The 18,232-nt window shown below is 44.6% G+C and carries 12 protein-coding genes; all 12 read left to right on the forward strand.

The window, feature by feature from the left end; all coding sequences use genetic code 11:
- Positions 1–69: 69 nt before the first annotated feature.
- The 12 genes from CSX02_RS02740 (at position 70) to CSX02_RS02795 (ending at position 18,231) form a co-directional block, all read left to right on the forward strand.
- Complete coding sequence (locus tag CSX02_RS02740) at positions 70–2,841, forward strand: ATP-binding cassette domain-containing protein (protein WP_099385545.1); 2,772 nt, start codon at positions 70–72, stop codon at positions 2,839–2,841.
- A gap of 39 nt (positions 2,842–2,880) precedes the next feature.
- Positions 2,881–4,290, forward strand: coding sequence for a family 43 glycosylhydrolase (locus CSX02_RS02745; RefSeq protein WP_099385546.1), 1,410 nt, complete (start codon positions 2,881–2,883; stop codon positions 4,288–4,290).
- A 139-nt stretch (positions 4,291–4,429) separates the two neighbouring features.
- The gene (cls, locus tag CSX02_RS02750; RefSeq protein ID WP_207653743.1) at positions 4,430–6,010 is read left to right on the forward strand and encodes a cardiolipin synthase; all 1,581 of its coding nucleotides are present in this window, start codon (positions 4,430–4,432) and stop codon (positions 6,008–6,010) included.
- A 35-nt stretch (positions 6,011–6,045) separates the two neighbouring features.
- The gene (locus CSX02_RS02755) at positions 6,046–8,841 is read left to right on the forward strand and encodes a glycoside hydrolase family 3 protein (RefSeq protein WP_099385548.1); all 2,796 of its coding nucleotides are present in this window, start codon (positions 6,046–6,048) and stop codon (positions 8,839–8,841) included.
- Between the two features lie 91 nt (positions 8,842–8,932).
- On the forward strand, positions 8,933–9,613 hold the full coding sequence (locus CSX02_RS02760; protein WP_099385549.1) for a GntR family transcriptional regulator: 681 nt from the start codon (positions 8,933–8,935) through the stop codon (positions 9,611–9,613).
- A 164-nt stretch (positions 9,614–9,777) separates the two neighbouring features.
- Positions 9,778–10,008: a phosphopantetheine-binding protein gene (locus tag CSX02_RS02765; RefSeq protein ID WP_031542051.1), complete on the forward strand. Its 231-nt coding sequence runs from the start codon at positions 9,778–9,780 to the stop codon at positions 10,006–10,008.
- Positions 10,009–10,011: 3 nt separating this feature from the next.
- Positions 10,012–11,580, forward strand: coding sequence for an MBOAT family O-acyltransferase (locus tag CSX02_RS02770; RefSeq protein WP_099385550.1), 1,569 nt, complete (start codon positions 10,012–10,014; stop codon positions 11,578–11,580).
- Positions 11,581–11,610: 30 nt separating this feature from the next.
- The gene (locus CSX02_RS02775) at positions 11,611–12,693 is read left to right on the forward strand and encodes an SGNH/GDSL hydrolase family protein (protein WP_099385551.1); all 1,083 of its coding nucleotides are present in this window, start codon (positions 11,611–11,613) and stop codon (positions 12,691–12,693) included.
- On the forward strand, positions 12,694–14,532 hold the full coding sequence (gene asnB / locus CSX02_RS02780) for an asparagine synthase (glutamine-hydrolyzing) (protein WP_031542057.1): 1,839 nt from the start codon (positions 12,694–12,696) through the stop codon (positions 14,530–14,532).
- A 59-nt stretch (positions 14,533–14,591) separates the two neighbouring features.
- Complete coding sequence (locus CSX02_RS02785; RefSeq protein WP_189281296.1) at positions 14,592–15,971, forward strand: transglutaminase domain-containing protein; 1,380 nt, start codon at positions 14,592–14,594, stop codon at positions 15,969–15,971.
- Positions 15,972–16,001: 30 nt separating this feature from the next.
- A complete protein-coding gene (gene cuyB / locus CSX02_RS02790) occupies positions 16,002–16,718 on the forward strand; it encodes a cysteate racemase (RefSeq protein ID WP_099385553.1) in 717 nt (238 codons plus the stop codon).
- A 4-nt stretch (positions 16,719–16,722) separates the two neighbouring features.
- The gene (locus CSX02_RS02795; protein ID WP_031542063.1) at positions 16,723–18,231 is read left to right on the forward strand and encodes an amino acid adenylation domain-containing protein; all 1,509 of its coding nucleotides are present in this window, start codon (positions 16,723–16,725) and stop codon (positions 18,229–18,231) included.
- Position 18,232: the final 1 nt, after the last annotated feature.

Here is an 18,232-nt window from a genome sequence, read left to right on the forward strand (position 1 = left end):
AGTACTTGTGATTTTGAAGAAGAATGGGTAATCTTTATGTAGCATAGTTTTAACGAAAGGGAGAAAAGAATGTTAGAAGTACGGAATTTAACAAAAGTATATAAGCCGAAAAAGGGTGTCCCGGTTCTGGCGGTGGATCATGTGAATCTGCGATTTCCGGATAAAGGAATGGTATTCCTGTTGGGAAAATCCGGAAGCGGTAAATCCACGATGCTGAATCTGCTTGGCGGTCTGGATATCTATGATGATGGCGAGATTATTATTAAAGGCAAATCGTCCAAGAATTTCAAGCAGAAGGATTTTGATTCCTATCGCAATACTTATCTGGGATTTATTTTTCAGGAATACAATATTCTAGAAGAATTCAATGTCGGTGCTAATATTGCATTGGCATTGCAGTTGCAGAGTCAGAAGGTAACCGATGAGAAAATCAATCAGATTCTCGAGCAGGTTGATCTGGCAGGATATGGAAACAGAAAACCGAATGAATTGTCCGGCGGTCAGAAGCAGCGTGTGGCAATCGCACGTGCACTGGTCAAGGATCCGGAAATCATCATGGCGGATGAGCCGACGGGAGCGCTCGATTCCGTGACCGGAAAACAGGTGCTCGATACTTTAAAGAAGCTGTCAAGGGATAAGTTGGTCATCGTGGTATCGCATGACAGGGAATTCGCGGAGCATTATGCGGATCGTATCATCGAAATGTCGGATGGTCATGTAATCAGTGATATGGAATATTTCGGAGAAGAAGTGGATGCGTCAAATGAGGGGCTGACCTTTGGTTCGGACAGCATTCTTGTGGCGCCGCAGTATCATTTGACACAGGCTGATCTCGATGCAATCAATGAATGGCTCGAAGTCAAGGGCAACGGTGGAACCATTGCTGTGGGAAATCAATCGGATTCCTATGTCCTGCGCAGCTGCACACCGACGGATGAGAGCCGGATCATCCCACAGATAGCAGGGGCATTCAGACTGATCAAATCCAAGCTTCCGATGCGAAACGCATTTAAGATTGGTGCGAGCGGATTAAAGCATAAGAAGTTCCGACTGGTAATCACCATTTTGTTGTCATGTGTGGCATATGGATTGTTTGGTCTGGCAGATACACTTGCAAGTTATGATCATATCAATACCTGTACGAAGTCCATCATGGACAGTGACATCAATTATGCAACATTCCAGAAGGCACAGTTCTATAAATACAATGGTCTTATGGAAGGAATCTGGGATTCTTCGGACAGCGCTCTCAAAGACGAAGATTTCGAAAAAATCGAAAAGAATACAGGAATCAAAGTGGTTGGCGCTTATGTGCCGCAGACATGGGAAACCAATGATCCGTATGGCAATTCCGTAAATACGTTCCAGACACAATATGATACCGGTTATGAATTTACCAAAACAGATTATCATATTTACGCATACGGATTTTCGGGATATGCGACTCTGGATCAGGAAATGCTTGATGCCAGCGGATTTCATCTGATTGCGGGCAGACTCGCGGACGGAAGCAAGGACGAGATGGTCATCAGCAGCTATATTGCACAGACCTTTATGCTTGCCGGATATCGTGAATATCAGGAAAATGAAGAGTCAACGACACGCTATGAAACCATCAAAGAGCCTGCTGATATGGTGGGAAAAACCATTCGTATCGATGGCGTCGATATGGAAATTGTCGGCGTGGTGGACACCGGATTTGATCTGGACCGTTATAAGTCTCTTACCGAAGAAAACAAGGGATTAAACAGTATGGATCTGATCCTGCAGACTGCATTAAACGGAGAATTACAGAAGGCGAGAGAATTAAGTTTCCTGCAGATGATTATGGTCGGGGATGGCTATATCCAGAAGGTGCAGGAGCGCAACTCCAAAATCTGTAAAATCAAACCGGAATATTTCATAAGCTATCACAAGGGCGAAGAATATGATTTTTATCCGGATACACTCATCCGATTGGATCAAATTGACCAATCAAAAGTGATATGGCTTGGCGAACCGAAGAAAAGTCTTTCGAAAAATGAGATCATTTTGACACAGGATTGTCTGGAACAAGCTGCAGAAATGAAAGGCATCGGGCTTGAAGAATTGCTCAAGGACCCGATTGAATTGAATTACCAATTAGGGAAATCGGAAAGAGTGGGCGAAGGCTGGGAAGAAGAAACTGAATTCGAGGATACGGTTCAGGTGGTTGGCTATCTGCCGTATGAATCCACTTCCTTTTATGAAGGAGTGGTATTGGACGATCAGTCTTTCGAGAAGCTGGCCTATTCCGAAAAAGGAAAATATACATTCGCAATCGGAGCAATGCCAAAGTCTGCCTCCGATGTGAAAAAGATTGTAAAATATGCTTACACCGGAAAGGGAGGCGTACGCTACACCCTGCAAAATTCCGTGACTTATGAGCTGGATGGTCTGGATGAAGTCTTTAAGGCGCTTAGTAAGATCTTTGTAAGAGTCGGAATTTTCTTTGCAATCTTTGCAAGTGTGATGATGGCTACATTTATCTCAAGCAGTATCGCATACAAAAAGCAGGAAATCGGTATTCTGCGTGCAATCGGTGCGCGTGGAAGTGATGTCTTCCGAATCTTTTTCTCAGAGAGCTTTGTGATTGCAATGATTAATTTCGTGCTTTCGACAACAGGCGTATTCATTGCGACTTTGCTTGTAAACAGATTGGCGCGTCGCTCAACCGGACTTTTGGTTACCATCTTGAATTTTGACCTGCGTCAGGTGGGATTACTGTTTCTGGTAAGTATTGCGGTTGCAGCACTTGCAAGTTTCCTTCCGGTTAACCACAATGCGAGAAAGCGTCCGATTGACGCAATTCGCAATCGATAGTAAAATGGATTATCGATGTTTTTGTGAGGGAGAAATATTATGACAGTTTTTAATCCATACCTGCCTTTGAATGAATATGTTCCGGATGGGGAGCCGCATTTGTTTGAGGGAAGAGTATATATTTACGGTTCCCATGATAAGGCGGGCGGAACCGGATATTGTGAGGACCACTATGTGGCATGGTCTGCGCCGGAAAATGATTTGTCCGATTGGCAGTATGAGGGCGTCATTTATCGACGCAATCAGGATCCGATGAATGCGGATGACAGTCTGCAGCTGTATGCACCTGATGTCGTATGCGGTGCGGACGGAAGATATTATCTGTATTATACGTTCAACAACTGCAAAGCAATCGGTGTGGCTGTTGCAGACAAGCCAAACGGACCGTTTGAATTTTACGGTCATGTGAAATTCCCGGACGGAACCGTCTGGGAAAAGCCGACCCCATTTGATCCTGCAGTGCTGAATGATGATGGAAAATTTTATATCTATTCCGGATTTACTCCGAGTGGAGAAAAGAAAGATATCTTCCCACCGGAAATCAAATGTGATGAGTGGTCTGTGGTAGCCGGGCTCGCAGAGGATATGGTTACGACGCTTGAGATGCCGCATAATCTGATTCCTTCCGAGGAACAGGCAGGGGGCACAAGCTTTGAAGGACATGGATTCTTTGAGGCCTCATCGATTCGCAAATTTGATGGACGTTATTATTTTGTTTATTCATCTCATAAGTCGCATGAATTATGCTATGCAATCAGCGATTATCCGGACCGTGATTTTGTATTCGGCGGCACACTGGTATCCAATGCGGATGTCGGATTGAACGGAAATGAGACGCATGTGGCACCGGCAGGAAACAATCACGGCGGACTGCTCAGGGCAAACGGAGAATATTATATTTTTTATCATCGACAGACTCATGGCACCGAATATTCGCGTCAGGGCTGCGCAGAGAAGCTTGCGATGCGCAAAGACGGCGGATTCGATCAGGTGGAAGTGACCAGTTGTGGATTAAACAATGGTCCGTTGCCTGCTTCGGGCGCCTATCCGGCTGCAATCGCATGTACGATTCAATGCCCGAAATATCCGAATGCCATTGCATATGACAATCCGGTTATGTCAGAGACCACCATGGTGACGGAGCAAAAAAATCAGGTGTTTGTCGCCAATATCTCAGATGGTACTGTTTTGGGATACAAATATTTTGCATTTCTCGGTGCAGACATGCTCATCGTTGAGATGAAGGGCCTGTATGACGGAGCCATACTTGTCGCAACCGATCCAAAAGGAGAGAATGTGATTGGTGAGGCCGATCTGCATATCCAGTCGGAGGACTTTGGCTGCGAATTAATCCCGCTTGCGGATGTCAGCGGTACGCAGGCTCTGTATTTCCTGTTTGAAGGAAAGGGAATGCTTGATATGAGAAGCTTTGCATTCTTAAATATGTAAACTAAAAAATTGACACCTTACTAAAAAGAGAGGACTATGATTTGGTTCTCTCTTTTTTTATAATTTTAAAAAGTTGAAATAATCGTTTTTTTCGCCTACAATATTTGGTATGAATAAGACGATTTCTACCAATCAACCAATGAGAAAATATGGACCGAGAAGATATATTCCGTCCATCATCAACTTTTTCCTTTCGGCGATTTTGATTGTGGCGCAATTTATATGGATTGCATCGGTGATTGCCTGGGGCGCACAGGGGAATTATGCCATCAACCTGGGATTACAGGTGATTGCGGTTGCCCTGACACTTTATATTTGCAGCCGGGATATCCGGACTTCGCACAAATTGTCATGGACATTCCTGATTCTGTTTTTGCCGATTGTCGGAATCGTGACTTATTTTTTGTTTGGACGCCCGGAGCTGACCAGCGGAAAACGCAAAAAGATGGAAGCGGTTCTGGCCCAGACCGGCCAATATAGGATGAGTGATCCGACTGTGACGGAAGCACTCAGGACAGAATGCCCGGATGCGTATCTGCAATCGGAATATATTGCCAATTATGGCGGTTATCCGATCTTTCGCGAGGAGGACACACGCTATTATGACAGCGGTGAAGCCATGTTCCCGGAATATCTGGAGGATTTGAAAAAGGCAAAGCACTTTATCTTTATTGAATTCTTTATTCTCGGAACGGGAGAAATGCTCGGCCGTACCTTGGAGGTACTCGAGCAGAAGGTGAAAGAAGGCGTCGAAGTATATATGATTTTCGACGATTTTGGCAGTATTCAGGTATTGCCGCGCAAATTTGACCGCATTCTGGAAAAGAAAGGCATTCATGCAATTCGGTTTAATCCGTTCAAACCGTTTCTGTCCATTGTGATGAACAACCGCGATCACCGCAAGATTGTTGTCATTGACAATCAGGTTTGCTATACCGGAGGGGTGAATCTGGCAGACGAATATATCAATGCGATTGAACGCTTTGGATATTGGAAGGATGCAGCCGTCCGGATTACCGGACCGGCCACGCGAAATTTTACGGTCATGTTTCTGGAAATGTGGGAATATGCACGCTCCGAAAAAATGGATTATGCGCATTACCTGCGCCAATATGAAGATGATCCATATTATCGCCGCAGCGATTATGACGAATATATGCCGCAGGAGGGAAACGGATATGTACAGCCATATTGCGATTTCCCGCTCGACCGGGAATATGTCGGGGAAAATGTGTATTTGAATATGATTGGAAGGGCGCATAAATATGTCTATATTGCGACCCCGTATCTGATCATCAGTTCCGAGATGACCAAGGCACTTGTAAATGCCGCAAAATCCGGTGTGGATGTCAGAATTCTTGTCCCGGCAATTCCGGACAAGAAACTGATTTATCTGATGACCAAATCCAATTTCCGTTCGCTGGTAAACGGTGGCGTAAAGATTTATACGTACACACCGGGATTTGTACATACAAAATGCTTTGTGGCGGATGACTGCTATGCAACCATCGGAAGCATCAATCTGGATTATCGCAGCCTGACCCTGCATTTTGAATGCGGCAGTTTCCATTACAACACAAAGGTAATCAGTGATGTGAAACGCGATTTGTACGGCGCGATGCAGGTCAGCCATGAAGTATCGGTCGAGGAGTGCGAACAAAAGAATGTCATCGTCAGAACCATGTTGATGGTATTAAAACTGTTTACACCAATGATGTAAATTGAATGATTAGAAATGAAATGCGAGGATGAATCATGTCAGAATTTCAGTTAGATCAGGAAGCATATCGGCAGACTGCCTGTCAGGCAGTTGCCGAAGGCTGTGTCCTGATCAAAAATGAGAACAAAACACTTCCTTTACAAAAGGGAGATCGTGTTGCTGTTTTTGGACGAATGGCAGCCAATTATTATAAAAGCGGATTGGGATCCGGTGGTCTGGTAAATACCCGTTATGTGACCGGAATCCTCGATGCACTGATGGCATCCGATGGAATCCGTCTTGACAAGAAACTGTTAAAAATCTATGAGGACTGGAATGCTTCCCACCCGCTCGACAAAGGGCATGGCTGGGGCACTGTTCCATGGAATCAGGAAGAAATGCCGATTGATGAAGCTACTGTCGCAGAGGCGGCTGAAGCAGATGACGTCGCTTTGGTAATTATCGGCCGTACAGCGGGTGAAGATCAGGACAATGCTGCAAAGGAGGGAAGCTATCTCCTGACAGCGACAGAGCGTGATCTGATTCGCAAAGTCTCAAAACATTTCACACGCACTGCGGTTCTGTTAAATGTCGGCAATATCATCGATATGAACTGGGTGGAAGAGGATAAGGTTCCGGCTGTTATGTATGTATGGCAGGGCGGACAGGAAGGCGGCAACGGGGTGCTGTCGGTATTGACCGCAGAGCAGTCTCCATCCGGAAAATTGTCGGATACGATTGCAAAATCCATTCAGGATTATCCGTCAACCGCCAATTTCGGCAACCAGTATGAGAATATCTATGCAGAAGATATTTATGTCGGATACCGCTATTTTGAAACCTTTGCAAAAGACAGAGTGCTCTATCCGTTTGGATTCGGCCTCTCTTATACCACCTTCAAAATGGCGGGACAGATTGCAGGTGATTCTGACAGTCCGTTTGTCAATATCAGCGCAACAGTGACCAATACCGGTGAATATGAGGGCAAAGAAGTCGCACAATTGTATGTCAAGAAGCCGCAGGGCGCGCTTGGCCAACCGGCAAGAGAACTGGTTGCATTTGAAAAGACACGCGCATTGCTTCCGGGCGAAAGTACAAAGGTGATTTTCACGATTCCGAAATATGCGATTGCTTCCTTTGATGATTCCGGTGTAACCGGTCACAAGAATGCATATGTGCTCGAGGAGGGCAGCTATGAATTCTATCTGGGATCGGATGTGCGCAGCGCACAGCTGATTGGTTCCTTCCGTCAGGAATTTGCAGTTGTCAGCCAGCTGGAAGAAATCTATGCACCGGTCAAGCCGTTTAAGCGTATGAAACCATCGGTGTCCGGCAATTATTATGAATTGAAATATGAAGATGCTCCGCTGCGCACCATCGGCGCATATGAGCGCATGGAGGCCAACAAACCGCAGGAAATCGCTTATACCGGTGATCGTGGAATTGTATTGGCAGATGTATATCACGGCAAGGCAACCATGGATGAATTCCTGGCACAGTTGTCGGCAGAGGATCTGATTGTTCTGTTCCGCGGTGAGGGAATGAGTTCTCCGAAAGTAACACCGGGAACCGGCTCCGCATTCGGAGGACTGAGTGAGAACTTAAGACATTTTGGCATTCCGGCGGGATGTACGACGGACGGACCTTCCGGAATTCGTATGGACTGCGGAACCAAGGCATTTTCACTTCCGAACGGTACCAGCCTGGGCTGTACCTTTAATGTGGAACTGGTAGAAAGCCTGTATGCATTCGAAGGCAAGGAATTGCGCAAAAACCGCATCGACGCATTGCTTGGACCGGGACTGAACATTCACCGCAATCCACTTTGCGGTCGTAACTTTGAATATATTTCTGAGGATCCGGTTTTGACCGGAAAGATGGGCGCTGCCATGATCCGCGGACTTTCCTGTGTGGGCAGTACCGGAACCATTAAGCATTTCATGGGAAATAACCAGGAATATTCCCGCAATGATGTCAATGGTGTGATGTCACAGAGAGCTGCACGCGAAATCTATCTGAAGGGCTTTGAAATTTCTGTGCGAGAGGGAAAAGCGCGTTCCGTGATGACCACATACGGACCGGTGAACGGCATCTGGACCTCCTCGCATTATGATCTGAATACCATCGTATTGCGCAAGGAATGGGGATTTGATGGAATCGTCATGACAGACTGGTGGGCAAGAGGAAGTATTGAAAACCAGCCGGGAGACAGAAAGTGCCGTGCGGCAATGATTGCTGCCGGAAACAATCTGTATATGGTTGTGGACGATCAGACGGATATGAAGCAGGATGACATTCTTGCGGCTTATCAATCCGGCGAGCTGACACTCGGACAGCTTCAGGAAAATGCCAGATCCATCCTCGGATTCCTGTTAAAGTCTCCGGCTATGTTATATGAAATGAATGAGATTTCACAGGAAGAGTTGGATGAAAGAGCCATTGTGGAAGAGGGCGATATTGATTTTGAGAATATCATCACCTATGACAGTGACGAAGAAGGAACCCTGCGTATCGAGAATCCGGACTGGAACCCGCAGCAGGGAGATTTCGAAGTATTTGCAACCAATATCCAGAGAAAGGGTATGTACAATATCAGAATTACTGCACATTCCGATCTCAATGATCTGGCACAGCTGCCGATTTCGGTATCGTTTGACAATCAGCTGCGCGGCATTTTGACATTCCAGGGCAGCAACGGGGCAAAGGTAACCAAGGAAATGGAAATTTCCGAAGTGTTTGCACCGACCCATTATGTCAAACTGTATTTCGGCGCAAGCGGTATGGTCATCGATTCTGTCGAAATTTATTGGGTTCACTCGATTAAAGCACCGTTTGATGATATGGAAGCATAAAAGGCAGTCGCAAATCCATTGAGTTCTTGTCGACAAGAATGCTATAATGTGATATAGTTGATGAGCAAACTTTTCAGGCAAGGAACAAAAAATGGGAAACGTATTAACAAAATCATTTGTTACAAGTGATGACATCTATTGGGATATCTGTAATAAAATAGAAAATTTGGAATATATGCCGGGCGACCGACTGAGCGAGAATGAGCTCGCAAGCCGGTATGGCGTCAGCCGTCATATTGTGCGAGGCGCATTGGCTGCTTTGAAGAACCGGAGACTGGTGGAAGTATATCCGCAGCGCGGCACTTTTGTCAGCCTGATCGATACGGAATATATATCGGATATCCTCTATATGCGTGAATCGGTAGAGCAGGAGGCTATCTGCAGAATTATTGAATCCGGAGATGTCGAATCGATTGTCAAACATATGAGAAGCGCCATCGAGGCACAGAAGAAGCTGAAGGAAGGTGCTGATTTTTCACAGAAGTTTTATGAATTGGACAATCTGTTTCATGAAGTATTATTTGATGCGGTTGGCAGACCGCATGTCATGGAATTGATTGCCGATCCGTATATTCATATCCGCAGATGGCGCAATTATGAAGTGCGTACGCCGGAGCGTATCCGCGAGATTATGCTCGAGCATGAAGAAATCGCAGATGCAATCGAGCAAAAGGACCGCGACAAGGCGCGTGTGGCATTACACAAACATCTGGATACTGCGACTCGATATTCAAAGCCACTCAAGGAAGTGGAAGCACAATATTTTGCCTAAAGAAGTTCTTAAAGAATCTTAAAGAAATATTAAGAATTTCTTGGCGAAAATGGCGAAAGAAATCCCATTCTTTCGCCATTTTTTGTGAACACAGAAATTTGACATTGCCAATCAAATTTTGTATGATATATTAGACTTTGTAAATTTGGAAGGAGAACATCAACATGGATGAATTATTAGAGATTTTGAATGACTTACACCCGGATGTAGATTTTACAACTGAGACTGGTTTGATTGATAATATGATTTTGGATTCATTTGACATTGTTACTTTGATTTCCGAAATCAGCGAGAATTTCGATGTTACCATTTCAGCAGAATACATCATTCCGGAAAACTTTAATTCGGCTCAGGCTTTATATGCTTTGATCGAGAAGCTGGAAGACGAGGAATAAGCTGTGTTATTTACATCATATGAATTCATAGGCTTTATCTTCGCCCTTGCAATTTTATATTATGTATTCCCGAAGAAGCTGCAATGGATGCTGCTTCTTCTTTTCAGTTATCTATTTTATTGGATTGCCAATCCGATTTATTTGATTTATATCGCAGTGACCACGGTGACCATCTGGGGCTGCGGACGGATGATTGAACGAAACTTTGCCACGCAAAGTGAATACTTAAAGGCAAACAAAGAAAGTCTGACCAAAGAAGAAAAAAAGGCATACAAAAATAGTAAGAAAAGTGCACGAGGCCGCTGGTTGTTGTTGGGGGTTCTGGTTAATCTCGGAATTCTCGCAGTGGTTAAGTACACTGATTTTATTGTGGGAATTTTTACCGGAAAAGGCCTCGGATTTATGGATCTGGCCGTTCCGATGGGCATTTCCTTCTACACATTCCAGGCCATCGGTTATTTGATCGATGTCAAGCGTGGAACCGTGAAAGCCGAAAAAAATCTGTTTAAATTTGCATTGTTTGTATCCTTCTTCCCGCAGCTGGTGCAGGGACCAATCAGCCGTTTCGGCGATTTGTCACAGACACTGTATGCGGAACATAGATTTGACTGGACCAATGTCTCTTACGGAATCGAGCGCATTATGTGGGGATTCTTTAAGAAACTGATCATTGCAGACCGTGTGGCACCTGCAGTCAATGTTTTGATTTCAGATGTGTCTGTTTATCATGGTGCTTATGCATTTGTCGGAATGGTCCTGTATACCCTTGAACTTTATGCTGATTTCACCGGTGGAATTGATGTGACAATCGGTGTGGCACAGATGCTTGGTATCCGTGTGACGGAGAACTTTAACCGTCCGTATTTTTCAACCTCTTTGAAAGAGTATTGGAGAAGATGGCATATCACGATGTGCCAGTGGTTCCGTGAATTTGTCTTTTATCCGGTTTCCACCAGCAAGGCAATTCAGGGACTGGCAAAATTTTCACGCAAACATTTTGGTGACAATATCGGAAAGAAACTTCCGGTTTATGTTTCAACATTTGTAGTATGGTTTGCAACCGGTATCTGGCACGGTGCGAGCTGGAATTTCATCGTGTGGGGCCTGTTGAACTGGCTGATTCTGATGGTTTCGGAAGAACTGGAGCCGCTGTACGACAAATTCCATGGCAAATTCCGCTTTTCAAACACCATCGGCTACAGAATCTTTATGGGACTTCGTACCTTGCTTTTGATCTGTGTGCTGAATATGTTTGACTGTTATGTTTCGGTTTCCGAGACATTCCATGCATTTTTGACCATGTTTACCTCTGCAAATTATTCGATTTTTACAACCGGTGAATTATTGAATCTCGGTGTGAGCGCACTCGACTATATCATTTTGCTTTGCGGTGTACTGGTGATGCTCATCGTCAGCATGGTTCAGGTAAAGGGCAGTGTCCGTGATCAGATTGCTGCAAAACCTTATCCGGTAAGATTTGTAATCTGGTTTGCACTCTTCCTAGTGATTTTGCTGGTGGGTGCATATGGAATCGGATATGATTCCAGCCAGTTTATTTACAATCGCTTCTAGCGGTTTGAAACAGAATTAAAGGAAACAATTATGACAAAAAAGAGAACTGTTTTTCTGCGCGTAATCGTATCCGTCCTTTTGGTTTGCTTTGCATTATATTTCCTGCAAAAGCTTTTGATGCCAAAGTATGTGACCGGAATCGTGGAAGGCGCTTTTGTGGCAGAATATTACGAAGAAGAGAATAAAGACTTTGATGTGATTTTTGTCGGAGACTGTGAAGTTTATGAGAATTTTTCCCCGGTTGTTTTGTGGGAAAAATACGGCATCAACAGCTATATCCGCGGAAGTGCGGAGCAGTATATCTGGCAGTCTTACTATTTGCTGGAGGACAGTCTGCGCTATCATGTGCCACAGGCTGTGGTATTTAATATCCAGTCTCTGCAGTTTAATGAATCGCAGAATGAGGCTTATAACCGTATGTCCATTGAGGGAATGGAGTGGTCCAAGTCCAAGATTGGAGCAATCAATGCATCCATGACCGAGGAGGAACATTTTCTGGATTATGTTTTCCCAATTTTGCGTTATCACAGCCGCTGGAACGAATTGACAGAGGATGATTTCAAATATATGTTCCACAGCCCGAAGGTAAGCTACAACGGTTATTTTATGCGCGTGGATACACGCCCGGTTGAGACAGTTCCGGAAGGAAATGCACTTGCCGATTATTCGTTCGGCGACAAGGCTTGGGAATACCTGGACAAAATGCGTGAATTGTGTGAAGAGAATGGGATTCAGTTGATTCTCGTAAAGGCACCGTCCGTTTATCCGACCTGGTATGAGCAGTACGAGCAGCAGGTGGAGGACTATGCGTCCAAATATGATCTGCCTTATTACAATTTCCTCGAACTGACGGAGGAAGCAGGAATCGATTATTCAACCGATACCTATGATGCAGGTCTGCATATGAATATCAACGGAGCTGAGAAACTGGCTGAATATTTCGGCAGGATTCTTTCCGAGGAATATGGCATCATCGATCGTCGTGGCAATCAGGAACTCGATGATATCTGGGCCGAGAATATCAAAGAATACGAAAATGAAATCGATCGTCAATGTGAATACTATCAGGTTGACAAAAATACTTTATACAGATACAGGGAGAGTGATAAGTAAATGTGCGGAATCTGTGGAATTTATAATCTTCACGGGGTAAAGCCGATTGAAGAGAAAATACTTGATAAGATGCTTGAAAAAATCAAGCATCGTGGACCGGACGGAAAGAATATGCTGATCAATGACAGAGTCGGACTTGGCTTTGTACGCTTAAGCTTCATCGACCTTTCCGGCGGTATGCAGCCAATCGAAAACGAAGACCGCAGGATTGCAATGACCTGTAACGGAGAAATCTTCAATTATCAGGAATTGCGCGAGGATCTGATCAAAAAAGGTCATACGTTCAGAACCAAGACCGACGTCGAAGTGATTTTGCATCTCTATGAAGAATACGGACTGGATTTCCCAAAACATCTGAATGGTCAGTTTGCCATTGCACTGTATGACGGAAACAAGGATCAACTCGTGCTCGTGCGCGACCAGATCGGTATTTGTCCGCTGTTTTATACCGTTGCGGATGACCGTGTGATTTACGGCTCCGAGATTAAAGGAATCGTGGAATATCCGGGTATTGAGCGCAAGCTGAATATGAAGGCTGTTGATCAGTTGATGAACTATCCGGGTGTGGTATCCCCGAATACCTTCTTTAAGAATATCTATTCACTTCGTGCCGGACATATGCTTGTCATCCGTCCGGATGAGGAAATCAAAGATATCGAATACTGGGATTTGCAGTATTCCCCTGATGAGGAAGACAAGGGCGAGGAATATTATGTGGAAAACCTTCGCGAATTGCTCAAGAAGGCGATTTCCCGCAGACTGATTGCGGATGTGCCGATCGGATTCTATATCTCCGGTGGTCTTGACAGCTCCGTGGTTGCCTGCTATATCGGCAAGTTCCTTTTGAACAGTTATTATTCCTTCTCTGCCGAAATCGGAGAGGGCGATCTCGATGAGAGTGAATATCAGAAAATCGTAAAGGATTGTGTGAAATCCGAACATTACAGCACAAAGGTTGCGGAAGAAGAAATCTGGAACAACATCGGTAATGTCATTTATCATGCGGAATCTGCAGTAAAAGAGAGCTATGATGTTGCTGCCTATATGCTTTCCGGACTGGTACAGTCATCTCCTGCAAAAGCTGTTTTGACAGGACAGGGATCCGATGAATTCTTCTATGGATATGTCGGATATATGGTGGATTTGTTCCGCAATATGCAAAAGGGCAAAATGACACCGGAAGAGCTCGAAGTCAATGAACGTCTCTGGGGCGATCCTTATTTCCGTTTTGAGCGCAATCATCCGGAAATCCGAAAGATTCATATGAATCTCTACAGCAAGGATGTCAGAGCAAATATTGATGAATTTTCCGCATTTGCAACCAGTCCGATTGATGTCAGCAAAGTAAAGGGACTCAGCTCACAGAAGAGAAGAAGTTATATCGATTACAAGCTTCGCCTTTCCGACCATTTGCTCGGAGAGCACGGAGACCGCATGTTCTTCTCACATTCTGTGGAAGGTCGTCATCCGTTTTTGGATGCGGAACTGCTTGACTTTGTAACCAAGATTCCGGACAAATATAAATTAAAGGGTGTGAATGAGAAATATATCTTAAAGAGAGCCGGTGAGGGCATTGTTCCGGATCCGATTCTGAAGAGAAAGAAATTCCCATTCCAGGCACCGGGTATGTCGGCAATGATCAAAAAGCCGTCTACCATGGATTTCCTGAGTGATGAACTGATTAAGAAGTATGGTGTCTTTGATGTCAATTACATCAACGAATTGAAAAAGATTTATCAGCAGGATGATTTTAAACTCATGGGCGCGTATGAAATTGATTATTTATTGATTGCAATGACCGTTACCATGCTTTGTGAACAATATCAATTGTCCCTCTAGTATTATGTTAATAGAAGTGTGAAATTTGAAAAAAGATTAACAAAATGGAGGAAACAATATTGGCAGGTAGAAATAGTATTGAAGTGATTCCGGGAACATCCGGAGCGCGTCGTTATTCAAACAGTTCGACGCGCAATTATCGCAATTATAATTCATCGGGCAGAGGTTCGAGACCATCCGGATCACGCAACCGTCGCCGCCGCAAACAGCAGAGAATGAGAAGACTGGTGAGACGACTTGTGTTTACCTTTATCTTTGCATTGATTGTGCTGGGCGTGGCAATGGTTTTACTTGAGAAGAATCGTGTCTATAAAGTCGTTGAGGCAGAGGCGGGATCGCAGCTGACCGTAAGTGATTTCCTTGGCACTTCTGACAAGAAAGCGTATTTCACGGAAGACAGCGATGATATTGTAACCGGAGACAGCTTTGTCGCAAACAAAGTCGGAGACTTTACCATTGCGATTAAGTCCGGATTGTTTGTACACAAATCAACCTTGCGCGTGGTCGATACCGTTGCACCGGAATTTACAGTGAAAGACCTGGATACCTGTGTGAATTCTTCGGACAGCAAGATCAATGCGCAGGACTTTGTAGTGGATGCAAAGGATGCCACCAAGGTGGTTTATCAGTTTGAAACAGAACCGGATTGCAGCTCGGAAGGGACACAGGATGTGACCATCATCGGAACCGATGAAGGCGGCAATAAGACCAGTCATGACGCAAAATTAAAGTTGACTTATGATGATGTTGCACCAACCATCAGTGGACAGGATTTTGAAGTCTATATCGGTGATACAATTGCATACAAGAGCTATGTGACCGTCAGCGACAATCTCGACGGAGAACTGGATATTCAGGTAGACAACTCCCAGGTAGATACCGAAAAGGAGGGCACTTATCAGGTAAATTACACAGTCACAGACCGTGCAGGCAACAGCGCAAGCACATCCGTCAATATGACTGTCAAAGCACATGCATACAGCGAACAGAAACTTTATGAATTGTGCGATGAGATTCTTGCAGAGATCATCACATCGGATATGAGTAAGGAAAAACAGTGTATCGCCATTTACAATTGGGAACATGAGCATATCGGATATGTGAATTCTTCGGAAAAAGGAGACTGGGTCAAGGCGGCATATGAAGGCATTACTACACGAGGTGGAGACTGCTATGTATATGCAAGCGTATCCAAGGCACTTTTGACCAGAGCCGGTATTACCAATATGGACATCGAGCGTATTCCGGAAGGTGACAAGATGCATTACTGGAATCTGGTTGACCTTGAAGATGGTCATGGATGGTATCATTTTGATGCCACACCGCGTGTTGGCCGTCCGTATCTGTGTCTGCTGAACGATGCAGAATTAAAGGAATATTCTGATGCACATGACAACTGTCATAATTATGACCGTTCAAAATATCCGGATATCCCTTAAGAATCCAAAGCAAAGAATAAGGATGAAACAATGAATAAACTTGGTGTAATTGGTGGCCTCGGTCCGATGGCAACAGCATATTTTTATCAGCTTGTTGTACAGATGACCGATGCCGCATCAGACCAGGAGCATATCGAGACGATCATTTATTCTCGTCCCTCTACTCCCGATCGTACAAAATTCATATTGGGAAAAAGCGACGAAGATCCGATGCCTTTCCTGCTTGATGCCGGGCGCAAACTGAAACGCCAGGGGGCCAATGTGATTGCCATTCCCTGTATCACGGCGCATTATTTTCAGAAGCGTTTGGAGAAGACACTCGGCACCCGCGTGATTCATGCAATCGAGGAAACCGGGAAATATTTGAAATCAAAAGGTATCACCGTTGTGGGTATTATGGCGACGGATGGCACAGTTGAAAGCCGGTTGTTTCAGACAATTCTGGAAAAATACGGAATCGCCTGTGTAATCCCAAGTGAAAAGAACCAGGCTAAAGTCATGCATATCATCTATGATGATGTCAAATCCGGCAGACCGGTGGAGATGGATCTGTTTGAGGAAGTCTCCGACAAACTGTTTGCACAGGGCGCGCAGACGGTTCTGCTCGGCTGTACGGAGCTTTCGCTGATCAAGCGTGATTATCAGATTGGAAAAGGATTTTTGGATGTGATGGAAGTGCTTGCGCGTCAGGCAGTCCTTGCATGCGGAAAACTCAAAGAAGAATATAATAATTTGATTACGGAGTAGAAAAATGCAAAACCATGTACTAGATTATTTAACCAATATCGTAAAGACAAAACCGGAAAAGCTTGCTTTTTCAAACGGAGAAGAAGGACTGACTTTTCAGGAAGTCTATGACCAGAGCCGTGCAATCGGTACTTTTCTGGCAAAGAAGGGTGTTTATCATCAGCCTGTTGTTGTATTCATGAATAAGCATCCGAAAGAAGTGACCGCTTTCTTTGGTGTTATCACCGGCGGCAATTATTATGTGCCGATCGATGAGGAAATGCCGGCAAGCCGTATTCAGCTGATTCTGGACAATGTACAGTCTCCGGTCATCATTTGCGATGAGGCGACTGCGCAAAAGGCACAGAATTTTAATTTTTCCGGAGAAGTTGCACTTTATGATGAAATTGCAAAGACTGCCGTGGATGATCTGTGCTTAAAGGCAATCTATGATAAGGCAATCGATACCGATCCGATTTATATTGTATTTACTTCCGGTTCTACCGGTGTGCCAAAGGGCGTATGTGCATGCCATCGCTCTGTACTCGATTATATCGAGCAGCTTTCCGAAACACTTGGTTTCAACGAAGATACTGTATTTGGTAATCAGACACCATTATATTTCGATGCATGCTTAAAAGAACTTTATCCGACTCTGAAATTCGGTGCAACCACATATCTGATTCCGCGTGCATTGTTCATGCAGCCGATTAAACTGGTGGAATATCTGAATCAGTATCAGATCAATACCGTATGCTGGGTTGTATCTGCGCTTACCATGATTTCCGCATTCGGAACATTCAAGACAGTTCAGCCACAGTATTTGCGCAATATTGCATTCGGAAGTGAAGTATTCCCGATTAAGCAGTTCCGCATCTGGAAGGAAGTGCTCCCGGAAGCATCCTTTACCAACCTGTACGGACCGACAGAAGGAACCGGCATGTGCTGTTTCTATCATGTCAACCGTGACTTTGAACTTGATGAGGTGATTCCGGTCGGACGCCCGTTCAAAAATACCGAAATCATCCTGTTAAATGACAAAAACGAGAGAGCGGCAGACGGAGAAGTCGGAGAAATCTGTATCCGCGGAACTTCCATTACACTCGGATATTACAACAATCCGGAAAAGACTGCGGAGGCATATACGCAGAATCCGCTCAATCCGCATTATCCGGAATTGATTTATCGTACCGGTGACCTCGGCAGATTCAATGAGGACGGTGATTTGATCTTTGTATCCCGCAAGGATTATCAGATTAAGCATATGGGTCATCGTATCGAGCTCGGTGAAATCGAAGCCAATGTCAATATGGTGGATGCCATCAAATTCTCCGGCTGTATCTATGACACCGAGAAGGGCAAGATTGTCCTTTATTATGTTGGCGATATCAGCGAAAAGGATCTGACACTCGAACTCAAGGAAAAACTTCCTCGTTACATGGTTCCGAACAAAATCATTCAGCTTGAAGAAATGCCATTGACTGCAAATGGAAAAATTGATAGAGTAACACTGAAAAACAATTATAAGAAATAAT

It is taken from the genome of Agathobacter ruminis (assembly GCF_002735305.1).
GTDB classification, from domain to species: Bacteria; Bacillota; Clostridia; order Lachnospirales; family Lachnospiraceae; genus Roseburia; species Roseburia ruminis.